Source organism: Luteimonas abyssi (genome assembly GCF_001482195.1).
GTDB lineage: Bacteria > Pseudomonadota > Gammaproteobacteria > Xanthomonadales > Xanthomonadaceae > Luteimonas > Luteimonas abyssi.
The window spans coordinates 820,460-846,005 of the sequence record NZ_KQ759763.1 but is presented as its reverse complement, the minus strand read 5'-3'; the positions used below and the strand labels follow the sequence as shown (position 1 = coordinate 846,005).

The window sequence follows — 25,546 nt, the reverse complement described above, 5'->3', positions numbered from 1 at the left end:
CGCGCGCCGGCGCCTGCCGGACCTGCTCCAACGCAGCCGACGCACCTTCCGGACAGGCGGCCAGCGCTCGTGAGTTCGACAACCAGAGGAACTGCGGCACCGCCAAGCCGGCGGCCTGCAGCCGAGCGCAGCGCGCGACGAAGGCACTGCCGACCACGCCTGTGCCCAATAGCGCGATACGCGGCGCCTGGACGTCGACGCGACGCCGGTGCGGCACCCCCGTATTCGCATAGGGCAGATGAACGACCGTGTTCATGCGTCCACCCGCTTGCGCGCATCGAGCGTGGCGGCCGCACGCGACAGACCGCCGGCGAGGTCGGCCTGCAGATCCTCCAGGGCTTCGATTCCCACCGACAGCCGCAACAGGCCATCCGGGATGCCGGCCAGCGCGCGCGCCTCGGGCGTCATCGCCGCGTGGGTCATGGTGGCCGGATGCGCGATCAGGCTCTCCACGCCACCCAGCGACTCGGCCAGGGTGAAGTGCTCCAGACCTTCGACGAAGGCGCGCACCGCGGCTTCGCCGCCGTGCAGCTCGACGCTGAGCATGGCCCCGGGTCCTTTCTGCTGACGCGCGGCGATCGCATGCCCGGGATGCGATTCGAGACCGGGCCAGTACACCCGCGCCACCGCCGGGTGCGTGTCGAGCTGGGCGGCCACCGCGGCCGCGTTTTCCTGATGCACGCGCAGGCGCGCGTCCAGGGTGCGCAGGCCGCGCAGGGTGAGGAAACTGTCGAACGGCGCACCGGTGATGCCGAGCGCGTTGGCCCACCAGCCGAAGCGTTCGTGCAGGTCCGCCGAGGCGGCCACGACGGCGCCGCCGACGACGTCGCTGTGGCCGTTGATGTACTTGGTGGTCGAATGCAGCACGACATCCGCGCCGAACGCGATGGGCGTCTGCAACGCCGGCGACAGGAACGTGTTGTCGACCGCCACCAGGGCGCCCGCGCGGTGCGCAGCGTCGATCACGAAGCGCAGGTCGGTGATGCGCAGCAGGGGATTGGAGGGCGTCTCCACCAGCACCAGCTTCGGCCCCGCGGCCAGCGCGTCGGCCAATGCGCGCGGATCGGTGAGATCGGCGGTGACCAGTTCGAAATGGCCCTTGCGTGCGAGCGCATCGAACAGGCGCCAGCTCCCGCCGTAAGCGTCGTGCGGCACGACCAGACGATCGCCCGGCTCCAGCAGTGCGTGCAGCAGCAGCGTGATCGCGGCCATGCCGGTCGGCGTGACCACACCGCCGGCGCCGCCCTCGAGCTCGGCCAGGGCTTCTCCCAACAGGTCGCGGGTGGGGTTGCCGCTGCGGGTGTAATCGTAGGAGCGCTTCTGCGCGAAGCCGGCGAAGCTGAAGTTCGAGGACAGCACGAGCGGTGGCGTCACGGCACCCCACGCCGGGTCGCGATCGATGCCGGCGCGCACCGCACGGGTGGCAGGTGCGCAGGGAGCGGGCTCGGGACGTGCACGCTCGGAACGTGCGGGGGCGGCGTCGGAACTCATGCGGCATCTCCAGGGTTGTGCAACGCCACCCGCAACAGGGCGTCGATGCGATCGTGTTCTTTGAGGAAGGCGTCGTGTCCATAGGGCGAGCGCAATACACGCAGGTGCCCGAGCGCACCGAGCCCCTCGACCAGGGCGACGGCGTCCGACAAAGGCACCAGCCGGTCGCCCTCGACCGCGACCACCGTCGTCGGCACCCGCACCAGCGCGGGATCGATGCGGTGCAGATCGATCGATTCGGACAGCCGCAACCAGGCGGTGGTCGGCGTGCGCGCGACGTACTGCGCACCGGCGGCGTCCAGGTAATCCTCCGCCGCCACCCGCACCCGGCCGTTGACGACTTCGGGCGGGGCGTCGAAACGCTCGCCGAACTCTTCGGCCGTGCGGTAGCTCAACATCGCGAACTGGCGCGCCAGCGCGAGGCCCTGGACATCGGCGCACTGCAATTGCCCCAACGCCACCGCGCGCCGCTGCAACGCACGCCACGCCGCGGCGTAGGGATGGGCCCGGTGCGCGCCGCTCACCGCGACCAGCCGGCCGAGCCGCGCCTGATGCCGGATGGCGAACTGGAGTCCGACCAGGGCGCCGTACGAATAGCCGACGAACGCCTGCACCCGGGCGACACCGAGGTGATCGAGGACCGCCGCGAACGCATCCGCCTGATCGGCGGTGTCCAGGGGGGCATCGAGGCGGCCGTCGGCGCCCAGATAATCGATGGCGAGCAGGCGCTGCCGGGTGGGATCCAGCGCACGGCCCGCGCCCGGCAGCCCCTCCAGCCAGCCCCGCTCGGGGAAGGCTTCGCCCGCCTGCAGATGCCGGTGCGCGGAGATGCCCCCGGCCACGAGCACCACCGGAGCGGTCGCCGGCCCGGCCAGTTCCCAGGCGATGCGGATCGTGCGTCGCCCCGCATGGCGCAGATCCAGATCGACCCGGATCTCGCCGCGCGAGGCATCGGCCACGCCGGCATCGCCGGACGCGACGCGCGGCCCCGGGTGGGACGTATCGGCGATCGGGGAGGGAAACTCGAGCAGGCTCATGGACGCGGACCGGAATGGACGAAAGCCATCGGGTCTGCGGGAAGCCGCGAGGATCGAACGCCATCGCCGCTTGAGCGGCGAGGCACGACCATCTGCCGGTGGACGCTCAGGTCCCCGCAGGAATTGGCACCTTGCCCAGGCGTGCGCCCGATCAGGTTGCCCCGGCATCAAAGGGCCTGCCCCTCCGCCGGTCTCGATGGATGGCCGCAGGTTGCCACCACCCGGACGGCCTGTCAATCGCTTCATGCGGATCAAGCGATGGAACCGCGAGCCGGGCGCGAACGACATTCGGGGCGCGCCCTATCGATGAATCTCACGGCGTTCGCGCATAATCGCCGCATGACCCTGCGCCAGACGTGTATCGCCATTCCGCTGCTCGTCCTGCTCGCCGGTTGCGCCAGCCTGGACTCGACGACGCACCCGCAGGCGCCATCGTCCACCGCAGCCGCGATCGAAGTAGCCGAGGCCTTCATCAGCGAGGCCCGCCCCGAGGACGAGCTCGATTCACTGGCGACCTGGATCGACGAGGGCGGCGGCACGCGGGTGATCGCGACCGCCAAGACCACGCACCGACTGGTGCTGTTCGACGGTGACAGCGGCGAGCGGCTGGATGCCTACGGCGGGCGCGGCGACGCACCCGGCGCATTCCGGCGTCCCAACGGCATCGCGACCTTCGGCGACCTGGTGTTCGTGACCGAACGCGATGCGCCGCGCGTGCAGGTACTGCGCATGCCGACATTGGCGCCAGTGGCGACCTTCGGCGAACGCGAGCTGCGCAGCCCTTATGGCATCTGGCTGCACGAGACCGCGCCGGACGTGCTCGACGTCTACGTCACCGACAGCTTCATGTACGGCGCCGACCACACCCGGGTACCGACGCCGGACGAGCTCGACCAGCGCGTGCGCCGCTATCGGGTCGAACTCGACGAGGACGGGGTGCACGCGAGCGCGCTCGGTCACTTCGGCCAGACCGACGGCCCCGGCGTGCTGCACATCGTCGAGTCCATCGCCGGCGACCCGGTCCAAGGCACGTTGTTGATCGCCGACGAGGATCGGCGCGCGGCCCCGACGCTTCACGAGTACGCCCTGGACGGCACCTTCACCGGCCGGAGCCTGCCGGCGGCCCACTTCGGCGGCGAGCCCGAAGGCATCGCCCTGTGGACATGCGGGCTGGACGCGGGCTACTGGGTCGCGGTGGACCAGGTCGTCCCGCGGACCCTCTTCCATGTGTTCGAGCGCGACAGCCTCGCCCCGCGCGGCAGCTTCCATGGCAGGACGACGGCCAATACGGACGGTATCGCCCTGCATGCGGCCGCCACGCCACGCTTTCCCGCAGGCGTGCTGTATGCCGTGCACGACGACCAGGCGATGACCGCGTTCGACCTCGGGCAGGTCGCCCGCGCATTGGGCCTGGCCGCCGCCTGCATGGAGTGAAGGCATGATCCGCGGCATGCGCCACGCACTGGTCGTGGCGGTCGGTGCATGGGCACTCGCCCCCAGCGCATGGGCGGCGACCGGAGAGGCCTGGCGCTGGACCGGCACCGACGGGACCCAGCATTACGGCGACCGGCCGGCGGCCGACGCACGGGCGCCACGCCGGCTGGCGGCCAGCGCCCCGGCGCCGCTGGCGCGCCTGCGCATGGAGCGTCGGAACGACGAGCACCTGGCCTGGGTGCAGAACCCGCTCGACGGGCCGATCGAAGTCCTGCTGCGCGCCGAGGGGCCACCCCCGCAGGCGATGCCGGCCCTGCCCGCCCGCGCCACCGTGCCCGCGCGCACCGAGCGCCTGCTGACGCGGATCGCCGCGCACGGCGCCCGCGCCGACGTCGCCCTGACCGCGATCCCCGGCCATCCGAACGCCCGCCCACGCGACGTGGAGTATGGATATCCCTTGGCCGGCGGCGCACCGCGCATTGGCCAGAGCTGGGGCGGCGGCTTCAGCCATACCGATGCGGAAAACCGGTACGCGATCGATCTCGCCGCGCCAGTGGGCACGCCGGTACTGGCCGCGCGCGACGGCGTGGTGATGCAGATCGAAGATGGTTTCGAGGATGCAGGCGACCTGGACGACGACGCGGTCGCCCGGGCCAACTTCGTGCGTATCCTCCACGACGACGGCAGCATGGCCCTGTACGCGCACCTCCAGGCCGAAGGCGTGGAGGTGCGCCCCGGACAGCGGGTCCGTCGCGGCGACCGCATCGCCCGATCCGGCAACAGCGGCCTGTCCAGCGGGCCGCACCTGCACTTCGCGGTGCAGGTCAACCGCGGCCTGACCCTCGCCTCGATCCCGTTCCGGATGTTCGGTCCCGGCGGCGTCCTGCGCCTGGCCTTGCCGCCCGACGACGCACAGCCGGTCCCCACCGGCGCGGCCCCGGCTGCCGCCGACCCCGAGCGCCTATAATGACCGGCTTCCCCGAGCCTCCAGGCGCCGACCGGCGCCCCGCCCCATGTCCGACATCCAGCTCAAAGCCGCCGCCGAAGCCGCCCGTCGCCGCACCTTCGCGATCATCTCGCACCCCGACGCCGGCAAGACCACGCTGACCGAGAAGCTGCTGCTGTTCGGCGGCGCGATCCAGATGGCCGGCTCGGTCAAGGGCCGCAAGGCCGCCCGCCATGCCACGTCCGACTGGATGGCGCTGGAGAAGGAGCGCGGCATCTCGGTGACCAGTTCGGTGATGCAGTTCCCCTACGAGGGCCGCGTCGTCAACCTGCTCGACACCCCCGGCCACGCCGACTTCGGCGAGGACACCTATCGCGTGCTCACTGCGGTGGATTCGGCGCTGATGGTCATCGACGTGGCCAAGGGCGTGGAGGAGCGCACGATCAAGCTGATGGAGGTGTGCCGCCTGCGCGACACCCCGATCATGACCTTCATCAACAAGCTCGACCGCGAGGGCAAGGACCCGATCGAGCTGCTGGACGAGGTCGAGACCGTGCTGGGCATCCAGTGCGCACCGGTGACGTGGCCGATCGGCATGGGCCAGCGCCTGAAAGGCGTGGTGCACCTGGTCACCGGCGAGGTGCACCTGTACGAGCCGGGCCGCAACTTCACCCGCCAGGACTCGACGATTTTCCCGTCGATCGATGCGCCCGGCCTGGAAGCGAAGATCGGCGCCGACATGCTCGCCCACCTGCGCGACGAGCTCGAGTTGGTCCAGGGCGCGAGTCACCCGTTCGACAAGGATGCCTACCTGCGTGGTCGGCAGACACCGGTGTTCTTCGGCTCCGGCGTCAACAACTTCGGCGTACAGCCGCTGCTGGACTTCTTCGTCGAGCACGCGCCGTCCCCGCAGTCGCGCGCGACCACGGGGCGCGACGTGGCCGCGACCGAGCCGAAGCTGACGGGCTTCGTGTTCAAGATCCAGGCCAACATGGACCCGCAACACCGCGACCGCGTCGCCTTCATGCGCGTGTGCTCGGGCCGCTTCGAAGCCGGCATGAAGACGTTCCATGTACGCACCGGCAAGGACATGAAACTCGCCAACGCGCTGACCTTCATGGCCTCGGACCGCGAGATCGCCGCCGAGGCCTGGCCGGGCGACGTCATCGGCATCCACAACCACGGCACGATCTCCATCGGCGACACCTTCACCGAGGGCGAGGCGCTGAGCTTCACCGGCATTCCCAATTTCGCCCCGGAACTGTTCCGCCGCGCGCGCCTGCGCGATCCGCTCAAGCTCAAGCAGTTGCAGAAGGGCCTGGCGCAGCTGTCGGAAGAAGGCGCCACCCAGTTCTTCCGTCCGCTGATGAGCAACGACCTGATCCTCGGCGCAGTCGGCGTGCTGCAGTTCGACGTGGCCGCGTACCGGCTCAAGGACGAATACGGCGTGGAAGCCGCGTTCGAACCGGTCGGCGTGGTCACCACCCGCTGGATCCGCTGCGACGACCCGAAAAAGCTCGAGGACTTCCGCGAAAAGAACGCGCCCAACCTCGGGATCGACGGCGCCGGGGAACTGGTCTACCTCGCGCCGACCCGGGTGAACCTGCAGTTGGCCCAGGAGCGCTGGCCCGACGTGCGTTTCCTGGCCACGCGCGAGCACGCGCACGCCGTCGCGGTGGACTGATCCGGGACTGACGCGGACCGGCGGAGCGCCCGCATCCGCGGTCAGGCGCCCCAAACGCTCACGCGGACCTGACAGCGCCTCGGCGTCTGGTCATAATCGCGGCAGGACCTTCCCCCCGAGGCCTGTCATGACCGCGTCAACCCTGAGCCTCCGCCAGAAGCGCGAGGAACTCGCCAGCGCCCTGACCCACGGCCTCGGCGCCACCGCCGCGCTGGCCGGCGGTGCCGTGCTGATCACGCTCGCGGCGCTGTACGGCAACGCCTGGCAACTCGGTGCCGCAATCGTGTTCGGCGTCAGCCTGCTGTTGCTCTATATGGCGTCCACGCTCTATCACTCGTTCCAGCATCCGGTGCTCAAGGGGCGCCTGAAGGTCTTCGATCACTGCGCGATCTATCTGTTGATCGCGGGTACCTACACGCCGTTCACCCTGATCGGATTGCGCGGTCCTCTGGGCTGGACGATGTTCGCTGCGATCTGGACGCTCGCCCTGGCGGGCGTGGTGTTCAAATTGTTCTACACCGGCCGCTTCAAGCGCCTCTCCACCCTGATCTACATCGCGATGGGCTGGCTGGTGATGATCGCGATCAAGCCCGTGCTCGATGCGCTCGACGCGTGGACGTTCGGCTGGCTCATCGCCGGCGGTCTGTTCTACACACTGGGCACGATCTTCTACCACCGCGAGTCGATCCCCTACTCGCACGCGATCTGGCACCTGTTCTGCATCGCCGGCAGCGTCTGTCACTACGTGGCGGTCATGGCGCAGGTGGCGACCCCGCTCGGGACGCCGCTCGTCTAAGATCGGCGTCTCCCGACACCGCTGTCGTGCCATCGCCATGAATGCTGCCCCGCTGCTGCCCGCCCTCGCCCTCCTCCTGCTGACCGCCTGCGGCGCGGACGCCCCGCCCGCGCCTCCGACGGAAGCGCCCGCTCCGGTCGGCGCGCAGCCGCCGACCGGCCCGGTGGATGCGACATACCTGTGCGACGGCGGCAACCGGGTGGACCTGGTCGACAACCGCACCCGCGCCCGGCTCGCGATGAGCGACGGCCGCGTGGTCACCCTGGGCGCGATGGGCAACAGCCGGCCCCCGACCTGGAGCGATGTCGGCCTGCGGTTCGTGACCGGCGAGGACTACGTCGAACTGCGCCAGGACAGCAACGGACGCACCCTGCGCTGCGAAGAGCAGGTCACCGACGATTCGGGCGATCCCGACACCGCGGACAGCTGAGGGGCCGGCACCCGGCGCGTCACGGAGTGCCGCACTCCGCCCCCTACCTACCCGATAACGCCTGCGCCCGGATGCGCTGACCACCCCGCGGCAACCTGGGCGGGGCGTCTCGGGCCCGCATCCGGCAGCCACCGCATGCCGCTTTCACTCTGGCTTGAGAGGGAGAGGCCAACCGTGGCGACGTGCCCGCCACGAGCCCACCCATGCCGACACCGGCCCCGCCACCCCCTCCGCCCCGCCCATCGGAACCCGACGCCACGGCGGCGTCGCCGACGGGCGCGCCGCCCCCCCGGTTGCAGTGGCTGACGGCGCATCCATGGCGAACGATAGCGGCCGTGCTGGCATTGCTGTGCCTGATCCTTGTGCTCCTGTGGGACTGGAACTGGCTCAAGGGACCGATCGAGCGCGTGGTGGAGGCGCGCACCGGGCGCAGCTTCGACATCCACGGCGATCTCGACGTGGATCTGGGCCGCACCACCACGATCCGGGCCGACCGGCTGGCGCTGGGCAATGCCGACTGGTCGGACGTGCCGCAGATGGCCACGGTCGACCGGCTGGAGATCGGCATCGAGCTCTGGCCGCTGCTGCGTCGTCAGACACGGATTCCGGGCATCCGGCTGATCCGGCCAGAGGTCCGCCTTGAAACCGGCCCTGACCGCGAAGGCAACTGGCAGGCGCTCGCAGGCGGTGGTGGTGGCGGATCAGTCGAGCTGCGCAGCCTCTGGATCGACGACGGCACGCTGGCGTTTCTGGACCCGGACGGCGAGACCGAGATCGAACTGGAGATCGCGAGCCGCGAACCGGGCGCGGAGGATGCCGCACCGCCGGTCGTGGTGAGTGGACGCGGCCGCTGGCGCGCAGCCGAATTCGAGCTCGACGGCAGTGCCCAGTCGCCACTCGATCTGCAGGACACCAGCAGCCCCTACCGGTTCGACCTGAAGGCACGCGTCGGCGCCACCCGGGCGCATGCGCGCGGCGCCCTGATCGACGCCTTCCAGTTCGAGACGTTCGGCGTCCAGATGGCGCTGTCCGGTCGCGACCTCCACGACCTCTACCCCCTGATCGGCGTGGCCCTGCCCCCGACACCGCCCTACGCCATCGACGGCCAGCTCGCCCGCGAAGGCGCGACCTGGCACTACCGCGATTTCACCGGCGAGGTCGGCGACAGCGATCTCGCCGGCTCGGTCACCGTCGAGACAGGCGGCGAGCGGCTCATGTTCAATGCCGACCTGACGTCGAAACGCCTCGACCTGGACGATCTCGCCGGGTTCCTGGGCGGCAACCCGGACGACGACGAAGCACCTGCCAGCGCCGAAAGCGGCGGCCGGGTCATTCCCGACACCCCCTATGCGCTGGATCGTCTGCGCGCCATGGATGCCGATGTCCGCCTGCGGGCGCAGCGCATCCAGACCGATCTGCCGATCGAAGACATGGATGCGCACCTGCTGCTCGACGACGGCATGCTTCGACTCGACCCACTGAATTTCGGCATCGCCAATGGCGACATCCGCTCCGTGGTCCGGATGGACGCGCGCGACACGCCCATCCGCACGCAACTCGATGCGGATGTGCGCGGCCTCGACCTGGGCGCGCTGTTCCCGGACTCGACGCTCGCGGGGAATGCGGTCGGCCGGATCGGCGGTCAGGCGCGCCTGACCGGCGCCGGCAATTCAATCGCCGCCATGCTCGGCAGCGCCGACGGCACCCTGGCGGTGGGCATGGGGCGCGGCGAGGTCAGCGCATTGCTGGTCGAACTGGCCGGCATCGACATTGCCGAAGCGCTGGGGTTCCTGATCACCCAGGACCGCACCATTCCGATCCGATGCGCGTTCGCCGACTTCGCGGTGGAAGACGGCGTCATGCAGGCGCAGGCCCTGGCTTTCGATACCACCGACACCCTGATCGTCGGCGAGGGCCGGATCGATCTCGGCGAGGAACAACTGGATCTGGTCCTGCGCCCGCGCCCGAAAGACCGCAGCCTGCTCAGCCTGCGTTCGCCGCTGCTGGTCGGCGGGACCTTCTCGGACCCGAGCTTCCGTCCCGATCTGCGGAGACTCGGCCTGCGCGGCGCGGTCGCGCTCGCCCTGGCCACCATCGCGCCCCCGGCGGCACTGCTGGCGACCTTGGAGCTGGGGCCGGGCGAGGACAGCGACTGCGGCGGCAGTTACGCCCGCTGAGGGCCGCTGTCGCGCCTCGCCGGAGGCGCGCCATCCCCCGACACGCCGTCATCCGGCGACGCGATCGGCGCGGCGACACGTCCGCCGACGGGCGAAACCGGAGGCGCTTGTTCCGGCGTCGCGGCGCCGGCTCCCGCCGCAGCTGGTCGCCAGGTCTCGATCAGGTAGAGCGGGCGCTGCTTCGACTCCTCGTACAGCCGCCCCAGGTACTCGCCGATCAACCCGAGCGCGATCAGCTGGATACCGCCGAGAAACAGGATCACCGCCATCATCGTCGGCCAACCCGCCACCGGATCGCGCCAGATCAGCGCCTTGAACACGATCCACACGGCGTAGACGAACGCCAGCATCGCCGAGCCCACACCGATGTAGGTGGCGATGCGCAGTGGCACGGTGGAAAAGCTGGTCACGCCTTCGAGTGCGAAGTTCCACAGTCGCCACAGGTTGAACTTGGTGGCACCGGCCAGGCGCGCATCGCGTTGATAGGGCACTGCGATCCGGTTGAAGCCCACCCAGGCGAACAGGCCCTTCATGAAGCGGTGCCGCTCGCGCAATTGCCGCAAGGCCTGCAGCGCCCGCGACGACAACAGGCGGAAGTCGCCGGTATCCATCGGGATCGGCGTCTTCGAAAGCCGCTGCATCGTGCGATAGAACAGATAGGCCGACGCACGCTTGGCCCAGGTCTCGCCCGCGCGCTCGGTCCGGGTGCCGTAGATGTCGTCGTACCCCTCCCGCCAGCGGGCGACGAACTCGGGAATCAACTCCGGCGGGTCCTGCCCGTCCGCGTCCAGGATCACCGCCGCCCCCGTGTCGACACGATCCAGCCCCGCGGTCAACGCCGCCTCCTTGCCGAAGTTGCGCGACAGGCGCAACAGCGAGACCCGCGGGTCGGCCGCGAATCCCTGGAGCACCTCCCAGGTACCGTCGCGACTGCCGTCGTCCACGTAGAGGATCGCGCCGTCGATGCCATCGTCGGCCAAGGTGTCCAGCACCGCGCACAGCCGCGGCTGCAACAGGGGCAGCGCCTCGGCTTCGTTGAAAGCGGCCACCACGACCGTCAGGCGTTCCCTAGTCATGGCGGGCATCGTAGCCGGTCGCGGGTCAATCGAACTGCTGCAGATGGGCTTCGCCGCCGATCTGCCGCATCTGTCGTTCGATCTGCACCGTGCGCCGCTGTACGTATGGGCCCGGCCGGGTCGCGCTGTAGCGCCGGGGGCTCGGCAATACCGCGGCCAGCCGCGCGCTTTCGAGCGCGCTCAACTGCGCGGCATCCTTTCCGAAGAATTCGCGCGCGGCCGCCTGTGCCCCGTAGATGCCGTCGCCGAACTCGGCGACGTTGACGTAGACCTCGAGGATCCGCTGCTTCGACCAGATCGTCTCCACCAGTACCGTGTACCAGGCCTCGAGTCCCTTGCGCACCCAGCTTCGACCGCCCCACAGAAACACATTGCGCGCCACCTGCTGGCTGATGGTGCTGGCGCCACGCATGCGTCCGCCACGCGCGTTGTGTGCGCGCGCCTGCTCGATGGCGTCGAAATCGAAGCCGCGGTGGCGACCGAAGTTCTGATCCTCCGAGGCCACCACCGCCAACGGCAATGAAGGCGCGATCCCGTTCCAGTCCCGCCAGCTGTAGCGCAGCCTCACCGGCTCGTCGCGACCGGTCCAGGCATCGACCTGGCGAATCGCCATGTACGTCGAGAACGGCGGGTCCACGAAACGCAGCACGACGACCTGCAGCACACTGAGCGCCACCAGCACGAGCGGGAGCTTCCACAGCCAGTACCAGCGGCTGCGTCGCGCCCGCCTTGGTGTCGCTTGCATGTCGGTGTCGTCGCCCCCACCCATGTCGTCTCGCCTTCGATGATCGAAGCGCCATTATCCGGCAATCGCCGCGCCACGGATTCCTCATGCCCCTGCCTTCCGACACCGACCGACTCGATCGCTTCCTGCTGCCGCATGCGGGCGTCCGGGGCGTCCGCGTCCACCTGCACGATGCCTGGCAGCGGATCCGCGCCAGCGACGACTACCCGGCGGGCGTGTCGACCACGCTCGGCGAGGCGGCGGCGGCGTCCGCCCTGTTCACCGCCCACGCCAAGGTCGAAGGACGGCTGTCGATCCAGTTGCGGGGGCATGCCGCTCTGCGCGGGCTGTTCGCCGAATGTACCGCCGCAGGCACCCTGCGCGGCCTGGCCCACTTCGAGGCGGACGCGGCCGGCGCGGCGGGCACCGATCTGCGCGCGCTCGTCGGCGACGCCCTTCTTGCCATCACCGTGGAGAATCCGGGGCCCGGCCGCGACCCCACCCGGTACCAGGGCCTGGTCGAAATCGCGTCCGACACGTTGGCCGGTGCGTTCGAAGACTATTTCCAGCAGTCCGAACAGTTGCCCACGCGCCTGCTGCTGGCGGCAGACGACACGGCCTGCGCCGGCCTCATGGTGCAGAAGCTGCCGGGCGACGAAGGCGACGACGATGGCTGGAACCGCATCGGCATCCTGTTCGACACCTTGCGCCCCGCCGAACTGCTGTCGTGGAACGCCGAAACCCTGGGCGCCCGCCTGTTCTCCGAGGAAGACGCTCGCTGGCTCGATGGGCGCGCCCTGCGGTTCGGCTGCTCCTGCTCCCGTGGGCGGGTGGCGGCCATGCTCGAATCGCTGGGGCATGAAGAGGCGACCGCCGCGACCCTGGAGCTCGGCTTCGCCGAGGTCCGTTGCGAGTTCTGCGGCCAGCGTTATCCGTTTTCGCAAGAAGAGATTGACGCCTTGTTCACTCCCCGGCAGGCTCCAATGACCGCGCCGGAACGGCTTCAGTGATCGTTCGGCAGCAGTACGGGGATTGTTAAATAAACATAAACGGGCTAGAGTCGGATCCCACTTCGGAGGGAACTTCCAGCTCCGGCCGCTGGTCGACGGACATCATGCCGCTGCGCCTTGCCAAGCTCGCGCTCGCCTCCCTGCTCGCCCTCGGCGCAGCAGCGGGTGCGCACGCACAGGCGCCCTCCGCACGCCCCGGCGACCAGACCGTCCTGCCGATCTGGAACAACAGCAACGGCCGTCTCGAAGCGTTGCTCGTCCTGGAACCTACTGACAACGGCGCGCCCGCCCAGGCCGGCGCCCGTTGGCGCTTCGGCGCCAACCGGCTCGATGCGGCGTTCGGCCTCCAGGGCAGCGACTCGCTCGGGCTGCTGTGCGATTACCGCGGCTCGATGACCCACGCCCTGGGCACCCTCGCCAACAATTGCGCGCTGGCCTCGATGGATGTGGATGGCAATCAGCCTGGCAGTGAGACCGCGCATCGCGGCATCGCGACAGCCGCCATCAGCCGGGATGGCGGCCGTGTCGGCGTCAGCGTCGGCGAGACCCGCGGCCTCCCGGTGTGGCTCAACTCGGGGCGTACGAATCCCACCACCGAGCTCGACTCCAACGACCTCACCGTCTTCGCCCAGCGCAACATCAGCGATCAGGGCTACGTGTCGATCGCCGGAACGGTCGCCAAGGCGCGGCTGATCCCGTACGCGCAGGCGCCGCTCGACCTCGCCGATCGTTGGGACAGCAAATCGCTCAGCGTCGGCGGCGGTTTCGGCAACTTCGGCGCCAGCATCATCGGCCAGGTGATCGACAGCCCGGGCCGCCAACGCTGGGAAGGCCTGGGCCTGGGCCTGACCTGGCGGACCCCGTGGAGCGGCCAGCTCACCGTCGGCGCCGACAACATCGTCACCCGGGGCCGCAACCCCTTCTCGCCCCGCGGCGAACCTGGCGAGGACGAGGGCACCGTGCCCTACGTCCGCTACGAACAGGATCTCTGATCCAGGCTGCCTGCCTGGCCTCAGTCCGCCCGTCTCTGTACTGCCGACAGATCGGCTTGGAAGCGCTTCACTGCTCCCTCAAGGGGCGGCGCTAGCACAGTCATTTCACGACTTCCATTCTTTTTGTTAACGACACTTTAATTTCTCTCGCAAGGGGGCTAGTATCGGCCCCGGCCTTGCCGGATTTGGCGTCTCGCTTGATGCCGCTGGCGGGTTCCCATGGGATTTTCCCAAGACTCACTTGGAGAGAGAGATGAATTTGAAGACCACCAAGCTCCGCGACGCGATCACCTTCGCGCTCGTTGCGGGCACGACCTCGCTGGTCGGCACCGGTGTCGCGGTTGCCCAGGACAGCGCGGAAGCGACCACCCTGGACCGCATCCAGGTCACCGGTTCGCGCATCCGCCAGGTCGAGATGGAGACCGCCCAGCCGGTCCTCACCATCACACGTGCAGAAATCGAGAATCAGGGCTTCCAGTCTGTTGCAGACATCCTGCAGAACATTTCTGCCGCCGGAACACCCTCGCTTTCGCGCGCCTCTCCGCTCTCTGCCGGTGAGACCGCCGGCGGCCAGTTCATCAGTCTGCGCGGCCTGGGCGCCCAGCGCACCCTCGTGCTGGTCAACGGCAAGCGCCTGGGCATCAGCACCGGCGGCCTGCAGGACATCTCGACGATCCCGTCGTCGATTGTCGAGCGTATCGAAGTGCTCAAGGACGGCGCGTCGACCATCTACGGTTCCGATGCGATCGCCGGCGTGGTCAACATCATCACCCGCAGCAACTTCGAAGGCGTCGAGGGCAATGTCTACTACGGTCAGTACGACGAGGGCGACGGTTCCGTCGAGCGTGGCGACATCGTGCTCGGCGCAGTCAGCGACCGCGGCTCGATCACGGCAGCCTTCGAATACTCGAAGGAAAACGCGGTGCGCGCCCCGGATCGGCCGTTCAGCCGCTTCCCGCAGGGCGATCGCTACCCGAACCTGAGCTGGACCTCGGTCGGCGAAGTGGGCGGATTCGTCTCCTCGCCGACGCAGAACCCCGTTCCGGGCTTCGTCTATCCCGATCCCACCGGCAGCAACCCGACGCAGTCGGTCCGACTCGTCCTGCGCGATGGCGGCAACCCGCAGAACCCCGCGGACTACCGGGTCCAGAACCTGTCGGCCCCGGACGGAGACGTCACCAATTCGTCCGAACAGATGGACCTGCGCACCCCGACGGAAAGCAAGTCGATCTTCGTCAGCGGCAGCTACGATCTGACCGACAATGTCCGCTTCCGTGGCGACGCCAACTACACCAACCGCACCTCGGCGCGCACCGTGGCCGGCTATCCGTTCCAGTCCGCGAGCTTCAACAGCCCGACCGCGGACTTCTCGATCTCGCCGGATAGCGCGTTCAATCCGATTGACGAGCCAATCGCGAACTGGTGGCGTCGGACCTGGGAAGTGCCGCGCTACTCCGAGAGCGACCTCGATACTCTGCGCCTGACCGGCGGTCTTGAAGGGTTCTTCGAAGTCGGCGACCGCATCTTCGATTGGGACGTGAGCTATCTCTACAACAGCAACAAGGTTGTCCAGTCCTCGTACGGAAATCTGAACCTGGCCAACGTTGCACGCTCGGTCGGCGCTTCGTTTATCAACGCCGACGGTGTCGTTCAATGCGGCACCGCAGCTAATCCGATCGCGTTGGGTCCGGATGCGGGCCAGTGCATGCCTTGGAATCCCTTCCTGAGTTCGGGCACGGTCGGACCTGGCGGCCTGACCGGTAACCAGGCTCTGCAGGACTACCTGTTCCAGGAAGAGCACGCGACCGGCGAAACCACCACCAACGTGGTATCGGCCAATATCGCGGGCACCTTGTTCCCCATCCAGGGTGGCGATGTTGCGTTCGCGCTCGGCGCTGAGCACCGTCGTGAGCGGGGCGAGTTCATCCCCGACGCACTGTCGGTCAGCGGCAACTCGACAAATCTCGCGTCGCGCCCGACCAGCGGTGGCTACGAAGTCAACGAAATCTACACCGAGTTCCAGATTCCGCTGCTGGCTGACCTGCCCGGCGCTCAGGAATTGGTGTTGACCGCCGCAACTCGTTACTCCGACTACGACACCTTCGGCGATACGATCAACAGCAAGTTCGGCTTCACGTGGCGTCCGATTGACAGCCTGATGGTCCGCGGCACGTGGTCCGAAGGCTTCCGCGCACCGACCATCTCCAACCTGTACGGCGGCGGTTCGCAGAGCTTCGTGTCCTATACCGACCCCTGCGATCCGGTCTATGGCGCAGCTCGCAGCAATGCGGCCACCGCCGCGCGCTGCGCAGCCGCTATTGCCGATTACGCGAACTTCCGTCAGCTGCAGCAGGGCTTTGTGCCGAGCACAAGCTCCCAGCCGCAGACGCCGGTCGCGTTCTTCCAGGGCGTCGCCAATCCGAACCTGCAGCCCGAGACATCGATCTCCAAGACGCTCGGCTTCGTGTGGAGCCCCGGTTTCGTCACCGGGCTGAACATGAGCCTGGATTGGTGGCAGATCGAAATCAAGGACATGATCGTGGCCGACACCGCCGGTCAGATGCTGACCGACTGCTATGTCGAAAACATCGCTGAGCGCTGCGTCGACTTCAGCCGCGATTCCGTGCTGGGTTACGTCAACAGCATGAACTTGAGCACCCGCAACGCCGCAATCCAGGAAGTCGAAGGTTATGATTTCGACTTGAGCTACCGTCTCGACACCGATTTCGGCAATCTCAGCCTGGACTGGCAGACCACCTACATCTCGCGTAACGAGTTTTGGTCCTCCAGCTCGGCGGCCCTGCCGACCCAGAACGTGAGCTTCGCCTCCTCGGGCGGTTCTACGTTCCGAGTCCGCTCCAATGCCAGCCTCAGCTGGACGTTGGGCGACTTCGGTGCGACCTGGGGTGTGCGCTACTACTCGGGCCTGAAGGAAAGCTGCCTGAGCGCGGTGTCGTTCCCCGATCAGTGCAGCAACCCGGGCTACATCGCCGGCAACCCGTCGCAGACACGTGCAATCAACGAGTCCGGCAGCGTCACGTTCAACGACCTTCAGCTCCGCTGGAACGCACCGTGGAATGCGACCGTCGGTATCGGTGCGAACAACGTGTTCGATCGACTGGGCCCGCCGATGTACTCGCAGCCGAACGCGAACTTCCCGTACAACGGCGAGTTCGACATCGGTCGCTTCGTGTACATGCGTTACCAGCAGCGTTTCTGATCGCGCACTGGACAAGTAGAAGAACGGCCCCCGCAAGGGGGCCGTTTTTTATCGGGAGGCGGTTCGGAAATTCACGGAAGGAACTGCGCCACGGAGGCTCGTACCTCCCGGGCGCATCACAGCGGGATACAGAAACCGCGATCGTCACACCAGTACTGCAGCAGGAAGTACCAGGACGAGCCATCGCATTCCCAGAGAATGTAACCTTGCCCGACAGGCGTCGTAGTCTGCTGACCGGGCGTCGTGCAGGGAACGTCGGGATAGGCCAGCGCACTGCCACTCAGAGACAGACCCGCAACCAGCAAAGCCGTCGCACCCAGCTTGATCATTCCTTTCATCATTTCTGCATCTCCGAAAGCCGCCAAATGGAAAGCGGACCAGCAGCAGGCGGCATCCTGCCGGCACACCGTCCGAGCCTAGCAGCGGCCGTTGCAGACAGGCGTGACCACAGTCTCCGGATGCGATATGGGAGCCGAGCCGGTGAATCCGACCCCGAGTCGAGAAATCTTAAACAGGGTCACCGCACAGACTGCGAACCCGTGACACAAACGTTCAACCCGCTGGCGGAATCAACGTCGCCATGACATGGGCGATGTAGGCGTCGTACTGCTCGTGATCCAGGCGCGATTGCGGGAGCTGGATCGACAGCTGCAGGAAGCCGACATAGGCGGTGTAGGCAAGCCGCGCGCGATGGCGGGCTTCGCTCTCGCCGAAGCCGACCTCGCGATAGCTGCGCGCGAGGTACTCCAGCCGACGCTCGGACACACGGCCGATGACCGGCTTGACGATGGGATGGTCGAGCGCCTGCAGCAAGGCGCTGTAGACGACATGCAGGCCGATTTCGTTGGCGACCATCTGGATCAGGGCGCGCAAGCGTTCGCGCGGGTCGGAAATCTTCTCGAGCTGGCCGAAGACGGCCTCCTGTTCGACGCTTTCCCAGCGCTCCAGTGCTGCCTGCAACAGCGCATCGCGTGACGGGAAGTGCCAGTAAAAACTCCCCTTGGTGACGCCCAGACGCCGCGCGAGCGACTCCACCGCCACCGCGGCCACGCCCTGCTCGGCGATCAGTTCGAGGGCCGCCTGGGCCCAGTCGTCGGCGCTCAGGCGCCCCTGGCGTTCGCTGCTGCGCGGCGAAGCGGCGGCTTTGGCGGCCGCGGTCGTGGTCTGGCTCATGGGGCGCGAGTTTACCGTACGCATGCAGCTGCCGGCGTATCGTCGGCGGTATCGAGAAATGACGCACTGCACGATTGACAGCGCCTTTTTCGCCACACCATACTATCGCGTATGGTGATGCCGGGTGTCCTGGCCGCCTTTCCCATCTCCGCAGCTCCCCGGAGTCAGCCATGAGCGTCGTCGTACCGTTCCTCGCACTTCTTCTGACCGGCATGTTCGCCGCCTATCACCGCATGCGCTTTCCGGTGTGGGTGACGATCGCGGCGACCGCGCTGGTCGCGTGCTGGCTGCTGGGGGCCAACGCCACCGCGACCGTCGTCGCCGCCGTACTCCTGGTGTTGGTCGCGGTGCCGTTGCTGGTCGCGCCGTTGCGCAAGTCGCTGATCACCGCCCCCATGCTGGGCTTCTTCCGTAAGGTGCTGCCGCCACTGTCGCAGACCGAGCGCATCGCGCTGGAAACCGGTTCGGTCGGCTTCGAGGGCGAACTGTTCACCGGCGATCCGGACTGGAACATCCTGCTCAACTACCCCAAGCCGCAGCTCACCGCGGAAGAGCAGGCGTTTCTCGACGGCCCGGTCGAAGACCTGTGCCGGATGATCAACGACTGGGAGATCACCCACGTCCACGCCGACCTGCCGCCGGAAATGTGGGACTACATCAAGAAGAACAAGTTCTTCGGCATGATCATTCCGAAGGAGTACGGCGGTCTCGGTTTCTCCGCGCTGGCTCACCACAAGGTGATCCAGAAGCTGTCGTCGATCTCCAGCGTGGTCAGCTCCACCGTCGGCGTGCCGAACTCGCTCGGTCCGGGTGAACTGCTGGTGCACTACGGCACCCAGGATCAGAAGGACCTGTATCTGCCGCGCCTGGCCGATGGGCGCGAAGTCCCCTGTTTCGGCCTCACCGGGCCGTTCGCCGGCTCCGATGCCACCTCGATCCCCGACTACGGCATCGTCTGCAAGGGCGAGTGGAACGGCGCCCAGGTGCTGGGTGTGCGGCTGACGTTCGAGAAGCGATACATCACGTTGGCGCCTGTCGCCACGTTGATCGGCCTCGCCTTCCGCATGTACGACCCCGATGGCCTGCTGGGCGACGTCGACGACATCGGCATCACCCTGGCGCTGCTGCCGCGCGAGACGCCAGGCGTGGACGTCGGCCGACGCCACTTCCCGCTGAACTCGCCGTTCCAGAACGGCCCGATCTTCGGCAAGGACGTCTTCATTCCGCTGAGCCAGCTCGTTGGCGGCCCCGACAAGGCTGGCAAGGGCTGGAACATGCTCAACGAATGCCTGGCGATCGGCCGCTCCATCACCCTGCCCTCCACCGCCAGCGGCGGCGCCAAGGCCGGTGCGGTCATCACCGGCGCGTATGCGCGCATCCGCAAGCAGTTCGGCCTGTCGGTCGGCCGCTTCGAGGGCGTGGAAGAAGCGCTGGCCCGGATCGGCGGCAAGGCGTACGCGATCAGCGCGCTGTCGCAGGCCACCGCGGCCGCCGTAGACCGCGGCGACGTGCCGGCGGTGCCGTCGGCGATCGCCAAGTACCACTGCACGACCATGGGCCGCGAGGTGATCAGCGACGTCATGGACGTGATCGGCGGCAAGGGCATCATCCTCGGGCCGCGCAACTTCGCCGGTCGCAACTGGCAGGCCGCGCCGATCAGCATCACGGTCGAAGGCGCCAACATCATGACCCGCAGCCTGCTGATCTTCGGCCAGGGCGCGATCCTGTGCCATCCGTGGGTGCTCAAGGAGATGCAGGCGGCGCAGAATCCCGACCGCGAGGCCGGCCTGGAGGATTTCGACCGCAACCTGTTCGGCCACATCCGCTACGGCATCTCCAACGCGGTGCGCTCGTTCTGGTTCGGCATCACCGGCGCACGCATCGGCGCCGCCCCCGGCGACGACTACACCCGTCGGTTCTTCCGCAAGCTGGACCGCTACTCCGCCAACCTCGCGCTGATGGCCGACGTGTCGATGATGACGCTCGGCGGCAAGCTCAAGTTCAAGGAATCGCTGTCCGGTCGCCTGGGCGATGTGCTCAGCCACGTCTACATGACCAGCGCGATCCTCAAGCGCTATCACGACGAAGGTGCGCCCGAGAGCGACAAGCCGCTGCTGGCCTGGGCCTTCCACGACAGCGTGCACAAGATCGAGACCTCGCTGTCGGCGGCGTTGCGCAACTTCCCGATCCGTCCGGTGGGCTGGCTGATGTGGGTGCTGATCTTCCCGTTCGGCCGCCGCGCCGAAGCCCCCGGCGACCGCCTGGGTCATCGTGTCGCCTCGCTGCTGATGAATGTCAACGAGGCGCGTGAGCGCCTGGCGCAGGGCGTCTTCCTGACCCCGTGCGAGAACAATCCCGGCGGCCGCATCGCCAGCTATCTCGCCAAGGCCGTGGCGGCCGAGCCAGTCGAGCGCAAGTTCCTCAAGGCGCTCAAGGGCAAGGGCATCCAGGCGCGCGATTACGACGGGCAGCTGGAAGAGGCCGTGCGCGAGGGCGTCATCACCGCCGACGAGCGCGCATTGCTCGAGGAACTGCGGGCGATCACGCTGGACACCATCACCGTCGACGACTTCGACGTGCACGAACTGCGCGCGGCGACCTACTACGACCGCGAACAGCACGGCTCCGGCAACGCGCGCGAAGCCGCCTGACCTCACGCCTCCAGGACGCCCGGCCGACGCCGGGCGTCTTCGTGACGGCCCAAGGTTCCAAGGAGCCCGCCTCATGCCCAGCCGGCTGCTCGACATCTACCAACGCCTGGCCCGCCTGCCCGGCGGGCGCCGATTGTTCTCGCGCCTGGTCTGTTTCAAGGCGCCCTACTTCGGCAGCATCGGCCCGGCGCTGGACAGCTTGGCACCGGGCACTGCCACGGCCACGCTGGAGCACAGGCGCCGCATCACCAACCACCTCGGCACCGTGCACGCCATCGCGTTGTGCAACCTCGCGGAGTTCGTCGGCGGCCTGGCGACCGAGGCATCCACACCGCGGGGCATGCGCTGGATTCCGAAAGGCATGCAGGTCGAGTACCTCGCCAAGGCCAGCGGCCGGCAGCGCGCCACCGCGCACGTTCCGGCGCTGGACGTACGCGAGGCGGGATACGAGGCGCCGGTGACCGTGGAAGTGCGCGACACGCGCGATACCGTCGTGTTCCGCGCGAACATCGACATGTGGATCTCGCCGCACAAGGCAGCGGCGCGCAGGCCGTAACGCACGCGCGTCGGTGCTGCTGTGCGCACTGCACAGCATCGGATTCGCCGCGTTCCATCCGGCATCTTTGGGCTTGTTCGACTGGCGCCTTCGGCTGACTGCCGCCCCCCCCCCGGGGGTCGCGCGATCGTGCAGATATCGAATCTGCACCTGACCTACGTCTTCCTTACCGTCGGCGCGCTCGCCCTGTTCTGCACCGAGGCGTTGGCGACGACATCGCTGGGCCATGCGTTGCCGCTGACGATGGCACTGTTCTGGGCCGCGCGCACGGTGGCGCGATGTGTGCTCTTCCGCGGCATCCGCAATCCGGCGATGCCGGTGCTCACGGCCTTGTTCGTGGCGGGTGCGCCGCTGTTCGACTGGCCGCGGTGGTGGCCCGCGCGCTCGCCGGTTCGAGTGCGACCGCCTCACTGCGCAAGCGCAGGCGCGAGATCTCCGGCGGCATGCCGAAGCGGAACGGCAGGATGCTGGTCCCGATGCCCGGCGATACGAACAGATGCCCGCCGCGCTCGACGAGATGTCCGGCGAGGTAGTGCCCCCCGACCCTGGTCGGCAGCGGCGGATCGCCAGGCCAGGGAATCCCCAGTTGCCCGCCATGGGTATGGCCCGCCACGGTCAGCGCTGCCCGGGCCGGGATATCGGGGAACAGTTCGGGATTGTGGGTCAGTGCAAGCGTCGGAAGATCCTCGGGTAACGCAGCGAACGCGCGCCGGGGCTGCGGGTCGCCCTCCCATTTGTCACCGATACCCGCGATACCGAACCGGCAGTCGCGTACGACAACTTCGGTCGATGCATTTTCCAGCACCTGCACCCCGGCGGCTTCCAGCGCCCGCCGGACACGCCCGCCATCCTTCCACCAGTCGTGGTTGCCCAGCACGGCATAGACCGGCTTGCGTGCGGCCAACCTGGCGAAGCGCGGCGCGATACGCTCGGCCGGGATGTATTCGCCGAGCATGACGCTCAGGATCACGTAGTCCCCGGCGAGCAGCACCAGGTCGGCATCGCTGGCGACGAGCCGGTCGACCACGCGGTCGAGATTGTCGAGACCGTTGAACGGCGAGCCGGTGTGCAGATCGGCCACCACATCCACACGCAGACCGTCGCACTGCGCCGGCCAGCGGGGAAGAACCAGCGCGTAGTCGCGCTCCAGCAGGCGCGACGGTTCCCAGACGAACGCCCAGACGAGCAACACGACCGCCAGTGCGCCCAGCGCGCGGAAGGTCCCGCGCGGCCGCCGGATGCGGGCGAATCGCCGGGGTGGGCGATGACGACGCATCTCGTTGCCGGAGGCTGACATGGCGCGCATTGTCGCCATGCCCGAGCGTTCGGCCCAGGCCTCGCGTACGGCCCGTTCAGGGGCGGGCGTGATTCGACGGCGCGTCGTCCACGTCGCCAGGCCACGCGGGGATGTCTCACATGCGCTCAGCCCGGATCCGCGTCGCATGCCGTGCAACGTCGACGCTCCGGCACCGCGTATCCCGTGTTCGCGACATGTCTGCGAATCGAGGCAGGTCGCTAGGTTCTGTCGTCCGAAACCGGCCTCACCCGGAACTGCGCGTACGTGCGGCCTCCGCAGCGTGCCAGGCCTGCAGGACTTCGGCTTCCCGCTCCAAGGCCAGCCCGGCACCTGGCTCGGCCCGCCGCGCCTCCGGCAGCGATCGCCACCAGGCCAGGGTGTCGGCCACCGTCGTCTCCAAGGGGCGGAACGTCAATCCTGCCGCGACGGCCCGCGCCGCCGAAGTGCGCGCGAATCCGGCATAGGCGCCGTCCGGCGGCATCCACACCGGCATGTCCTGCCAGGGGCTGACCTGCCGTTCGGCGAGAAACCCCGCCGGCACCCAGGTCGCGCGCGTGTCGTGACCCGGCGGTTGATCACAGGGCGCACGGACGCACTGCACGGTGTTCGCCTCCCGGGCGACACGCAGGCAGGTCTCGACGACATCGCCCATGCTCAAATGGCCGGGCCGTGTGAGCGCATTGAGGACCCCGGTCGCACCACGCTCCAGCAGGCGCAACTGGAATGCGGCCAGGTCGCGCACGTCGATCATCTGTACTGGATCGCGCGGAGTCCCGGGCGCGAGCATCTCCCCACCGCGGTCGGCACGAGCGGGCCAGTAAGTGAACCGGTCGGTGGGATCGCCAGGCCCCACGATCAGGCCCGGGCGCACCACGCAGGTCCGTCCCGGCAGCACGCGCTCGGCCGCGGCCTCGCACAGCGCCTTCAGCCCGCCGAAGGTCTCGCCGTCGACCCGCTCGACGGACGGGTCGTCCAATGCCGCCAGCGCGCTGTCTTCGTCGTTCGGCATGTCCTGCCGCGCATAGACCGAAATCGACGACACGATCTGGTAAAGCCCCACCCGGCTCGCCAGCAACGTCGCGCTGCGCACGACATCCGCGGGGAAGTAGGCCGATGTGTCGAGCACGACATCCCAGCGCCGGGTCGCTCCCAGCGCCGAGAAGTCGCTGCGGCGATCACCGCGCAACTGTTCGACGCCGGAGAACGCCGCGCCATCGAAGCGGCTGGGGGCACGACGCCCGCGGTTGAACAGGGTCAGTCGATGGCCCCGCGCGAGCGCAGCTTCGACGAAGTGCGGACCGAGAAAACCGGTGCCGCCCAGCACGAGGATATCGAGCGGCCGCGGCGCGACAGCGGTCGCCTCCTCGTGCTCGGCTGCCTTCGCCCGCCATGGCCACCACGCCAGCGGAAACGCCGCCAGCCCCGCCTTCAGCACATCACGACGATCCACCATGTCCCGCACCTTCGCCCGGGGAGTTCGTCGGAAGCCTGCGCTGTTCGCGCACGACCCGCCATGCGCCGAAGGTCATGCCGGCCGCGATGCCCAGGCCGGCGAGGAACACTACGCTCGAGCCGAAGCCGGCCAGCAGTTTGTGCACCCAGACGAACGTGAAGTCGCCGGTACGGTAGACCGCGGTGTCGATCACCGATTTGCCCTTGTAGCGGGCTTCGCGGTCCATCCGCGTGTACAGGGTCTCGCGGGCGGGCTTGGCCAGGGAGAACTCGCTGGCGCGGGTCATCACCTGCACCGTCGCCACCAGCAACGGCAGCGGCGAGGCCGACAGCAGCGCGAATCCGACCAGGATCGCCAGCGCCGGCAGCAGCAACAGCGGCACGATCCCGAACCGGCGCATCAGCCAGCGGGTGAGCAACAGCTGCACCAGGATGGTCAGGCCATTGACCGCCCAGTCGAGCGTCGAGTAGTACCGCGTGGCCGCCTCGGCGGTCGGGTAGAAACGGCGCACGATCGCCGCCTGTTCGTTGTAGAGCAGCGTGCCCACGCCAACGCCGAAGAACATCAGCAGGGCCAATGCGCGCAGCAGCGGATCCTGCGCCACCAGGCGCAGCCCCGCCCACACCGAACCGCCCATCGCCGCCTCGCCGCTGGCCTCGCGATGCGCGCGCTCGCGGGCCACCGCCCATGGCCGCAACTGGACGATGCACAGCAGGCACAGGCCGATGAAGCCCGCTGAAACCAACAGCAGATTGGCGACGCCCACCTGCTCCACCAACAGCCGGGTGATGCCCGGCCCGCACAGCGCGCCCAGCGTGCCACCCGCACCGATATAGCCGTAGACGCGCCTGGCGTGTTCGTTGTCGAACACGTCGGCCATGAAACTCCAGAACACCGTCACCGCGAACAGGTTGAACACCGCGATGAACACGAAGAACAGCGCGCCCCGTCCCGGCAGCGCCGCATCGAATGCCCACCAGAACCCGAACAGGCAGGCGATGAAGAACAGATACACGACCGGCAGGAACACCCGCCGCGGAAACCGTGCCACCAGCGCGCCGTACACCGGCTGCAACACCAACATCGCCACGAAGGTGGCGGTGAACAGCAACTGCAACGTGTAGTCGGCCGGCGCCACCCCGATCCGGTCGCCCAGTGCCAGCAGCCAGTGCGGGAACACCGCCGTCGGATCGGCCGAAGCCCCCATCGCATCGCGTACGGGCCGCAGCAGGTAATAACCGCACAGCAGGCAGAAGAAATAGATCAGTGCCCACCACAGCGCCGGCGATGCGGACAATGCCTCGCGGAAACGGGCGACGCGCGAGGTCGGGACTACGGGGGGCATGGGAGGCGCATCCTCGGGCGTGCGCGCACCTTAGCCGATGCCGCGAGGCGATGC

The 25,546-nt window shown here is 68.2% G+C and carries 21 protein-coding genes, 1 pseudogene and 1 riboswitch; of the genes and pseudogenes, 11 read left to right on the top strand and 11 right to left on the bottom strand.

What is annotated here, in order from left to right; all coding sequences use genetic code 11:
- From RG19_RS18130 to metX, 3 genes and pseudogenes are all read right to left on the bottom strand, one after another.
- Nucleotides 1-256, bottom strand: a pseudogene (locus RG19_RS18130) (hypothetical protein); the annotation flags it as partial.
- Nucleotides 253-1,491 carry an O-succinylhomoserine (thiol)-lyase gene (locus RG19_RS03440; protein ID WP_058834044.1) on the bottom strand — a complete coding sequence of 413 codons (1,239 nt, stop codon included), beginning with the start codon at nt 1,489-1,491 and terminating at the stop codon, nt 253-255. The gene RG19_RS03440 and the pseudogene RG19_RS18130, both read right to left, overlap by 4 nt.
- Nucleotides 1,488-2,528 (bottom strand): homoserine O-succinyltransferase MetX, encoded by a 1,041-nt coding sequence (gene metX, locus RG19_RS03435; RefSeq protein WP_058834043.1) that lies wholly within the window; start codon nt 2,526-2,528, stop codon nt 1,488-1,490. Before metX ends, RG19_RS03440 begins: the two co-directional genes overlap by 4 nt.
- 85 nt (nt 2,529-2,613) lie before the next feature.
- Nucleotides 2,614-2,731, bottom strand: a riboswitch (SAM riboswitch).
- 136 nt (nt 2,732-2,867) lie between these two features.
- Between metX and RG19_RS03430 the strand changes: the two genes are divergently transcribed.
- The 6 genes from RG19_RS03430 to RG19_RS03405 all read left to right on the top strand — a co-directional run bounded on the left by RG19_RS03430 (nt 2,868) and on the right by RG19_RS03405 (nt 9,995).
- On the top strand, nt 2,868-3,962 hold the full coding sequence (locus RG19_RS03430; RefSeq protein WP_157515147.1) for an NHL repeat-containing protein: 1,095 nt from the start codon (nt 2,868-2,870) through the stop codon (nt 3,960-3,962).
- Between the two features lie 4 nt (nt 3,963-3,966).
- Nucleotides 3,967-4,929 (top strand): M23 family metallopeptidase, encoded by a 963-nt coding sequence (locus tag RG19_RS03425; protein WP_162267047.1) that lies wholly within the window; start codon nt 3,967-3,969, stop codon nt 4,927-4,929.
- A gap of 46 nt (nt 4,930-4,975) precedes the next feature.
- A complete protein-coding gene (locus RG19_RS03420) occupies nt 4,976-6,592 on the top strand; it encodes a peptide chain release factor 3 (protein WP_058834041.1) in 1,617 nt (538 codons plus the stop codon).
- Nucleotides 6,593-6,719: 127 nt separating this feature from the next.
- Nucleotides 6,720-7,388, top strand: coding sequence for a PAQR family membrane homeostasis protein TrhA (gene trhA, locus RG19_RS03415; protein ID WP_058834040.1), 669 nt, complete (start codon nt 6,720-6,722; stop codon nt 7,386-7,388).
- 37 nt (nt 7,389-7,425) lie between these two features.
- Nucleotides 7,426-7,818 (top strand): hypothetical protein, encoded by a 393-nt coding sequence (locus RG19_RS03410; RefSeq protein WP_058834039.1) that lies wholly within the window; start codon nt 7,426-7,428, stop codon nt 7,816-7,818.
- A 203-nt stretch (nt 7,819-8,021) separates the two neighbouring features.
- Nucleotides 8,022-9,995 (top strand): AsmA family protein, encoded by a 1,974-nt coding sequence (locus tag RG19_RS03405; RefSeq protein WP_082672444.1) that lies wholly within the window; start codon nt 8,022-8,024, stop codon nt 9,993-9,995.
- Here the strand turns inward: RG19_RS03405 and RG19_RS03400 are convergent.
- On the bottom strand, nt 9,983-11,071 hold the full coding sequence (locus tag RG19_RS03400) for a glycosyltransferase family 2 protein (protein ID WP_082672443.1): 1,089 nt from the start codon (nt 11,069-11,071) through the stop codon (nt 9,983-9,985). The genes RG19_RS03405 and RG19_RS03400 overlap by 13 nt on opposite strands.
- Nucleotides 11,072-11,096: 25 nt before the next feature.
- The gene (gene mtgA, locus RG19_RS03395; protein ID WP_058834038.1) at nt 11,097-11,840 is read right to left on the bottom strand and encodes a monofunctional biosynthetic peptidoglycan transglycosylase; all 744 of its coding nucleotides are present in this window, start codon (nt 11,838-11,840) and stop codon (nt 11,097-11,099) included.
- 62 nt (nt 11,841-11,902) lie between these two features.
- Between mtgA and hslO the strand changes: the two genes are divergently transcribed.
- The 3 genes from hslO (at nt 11,903) to RG19_RS03380 (ending at nt 17,017) form a co-directional block, all read left to right on the top strand.
- The gene (gene hslO, locus RG19_RS03390; protein WP_058834037.1) at nt 11,903-12,805 is read left to right on the top strand and encodes an Hsp33 family molecular chaperone HslO; all 903 of its coding nucleotides are present in this window, start codon (nt 11,903-11,905) and stop codon (nt 12,803-12,805) included.
- A gap of 104 nt (nt 12,806-12,909) precedes the next feature.
- Nucleotides 12,910-13,797, top strand: coding sequence for an XOO1806 family protein (locus tag RG19_RS03385; RefSeq protein ID WP_157515146.1), 888 nt, complete (start codon nt 12,910-12,912; stop codon nt 13,795-13,797).
- Between the two features lie 253 nt (nt 13,798-14,050).
- A complete protein-coding gene (locus RG19_RS03380) occupies nt 14,051-17,017 on the top strand; it encodes a TonB-dependent receptor plug domain-containing protein (RefSeq protein ID WP_058834036.1) in 2,967 nt (988 codons plus the stop codon).
- Between the two features lie 116 nt (nt 17,018-17,133).
- On the opposite strand, the gene RG19_RS03375 is transcribed toward RG19_RS03380, so the two are convergent.
- Both RG19_RS03375 and RG19_RS03370 read right to left on the bottom strand, forming a co-directional pair.
- Nucleotides 17,134-17,358 (bottom strand): hypothetical protein, encoded by a 225-nt coding sequence (locus tag RG19_RS03375; RefSeq protein ID WP_058834035.1) that lies wholly within the window; start codon nt 17,356-17,358, stop codon nt 17,134-17,136.
- Nucleotides 17,359-17,569: 211 nt separating this feature from the next.
- Complete coding sequence (locus RG19_RS03370) at nt 17,570-18,190, bottom strand: TetR/AcrR family transcriptional regulator (RefSeq protein ID WP_058834034.1); 621 nt, start codon at nt 18,188-18,190, stop codon at nt 17,570-17,572.
- Between the two features lie 170 nt (nt 18,191-18,360).
- Between RG19_RS03370 and RG19_RS03365 the strand changes: the two genes are divergently transcribed.
- Both RG19_RS03365 and RG19_RS03360 read left to right on the top strand, forming a co-directional pair.
- On the top strand, nt 18,361-20,841 hold the full coding sequence (locus RG19_RS03365) for an acyl-CoA dehydrogenase (protein ID WP_058834033.1): 2,481 nt from the start codon (nt 18,361-18,363) through the stop codon (nt 20,839-20,841).
- A 73-nt stretch (nt 20,842-20,914) separates the two neighbouring features.
- Entirely contained in the window at nt 20,915-21,397 is a 483-nt protein-coding gene (locus tag RG19_RS03360; RefSeq protein ID WP_058834032.1) for a hotdog fold domain-containing protein, read from the top strand.
- Between the two features lie 155 nt (nt 21,398-21,552).
- Here RG19_RS03360 and RG19_RS17500 read toward each other — a convergent pair whose 3' ends face one another.
- From RG19_RS17500 to RG19_RS03345, 4 genes are all read right to left on the bottom strand, one after another.
- On the bottom strand, nt 21,553-21,723 hold the full coding sequence (locus tag RG19_RS17500) for a hypothetical protein (protein WP_157515145.1): 171 nt from the start codon (nt 21,721-21,723) through the stop codon (nt 21,553-21,555).
- Complete coding sequence (locus tag RG19_RS03355; protein WP_162267046.1) at nt 21,720-22,694, bottom strand: metallophosphoesterase; 975 nt, start codon at nt 22,692-22,694, stop codon at nt 21,720-21,722. Before RG19_RS03355 ends, RG19_RS17500 begins: the two co-directional genes overlap by 4 nt.
- Before the next feature lie 244 nt (nt 22,695-22,938).
- Nucleotides 22,939-24,147, bottom strand: a complete 1,209-nt coding sequence (locus RG19_RS03350; RefSeq protein WP_157515144.1) for an NAD-dependent epimerase/dehydratase family protein — start codon at nt 24,145-24,147, stop codon at nt 22,939-22,941.
- The gene (locus RG19_RS03345; protein ID WP_058834030.1) at nt 24,131-25,492 is read right to left on the bottom strand and encodes an NTP/NDP exchange transporter; all 1,362 of its coding nucleotides are present in this window, start codon (nt 25,490-25,492) and stop codon (nt 24,131-24,133) included. Before RG19_RS03345 ends, RG19_RS03350 begins: the two co-directional genes overlap by 17 nt.
- Between the last annotated feature and the right edge of the window lie 54 nt (nt 25,493-25,546).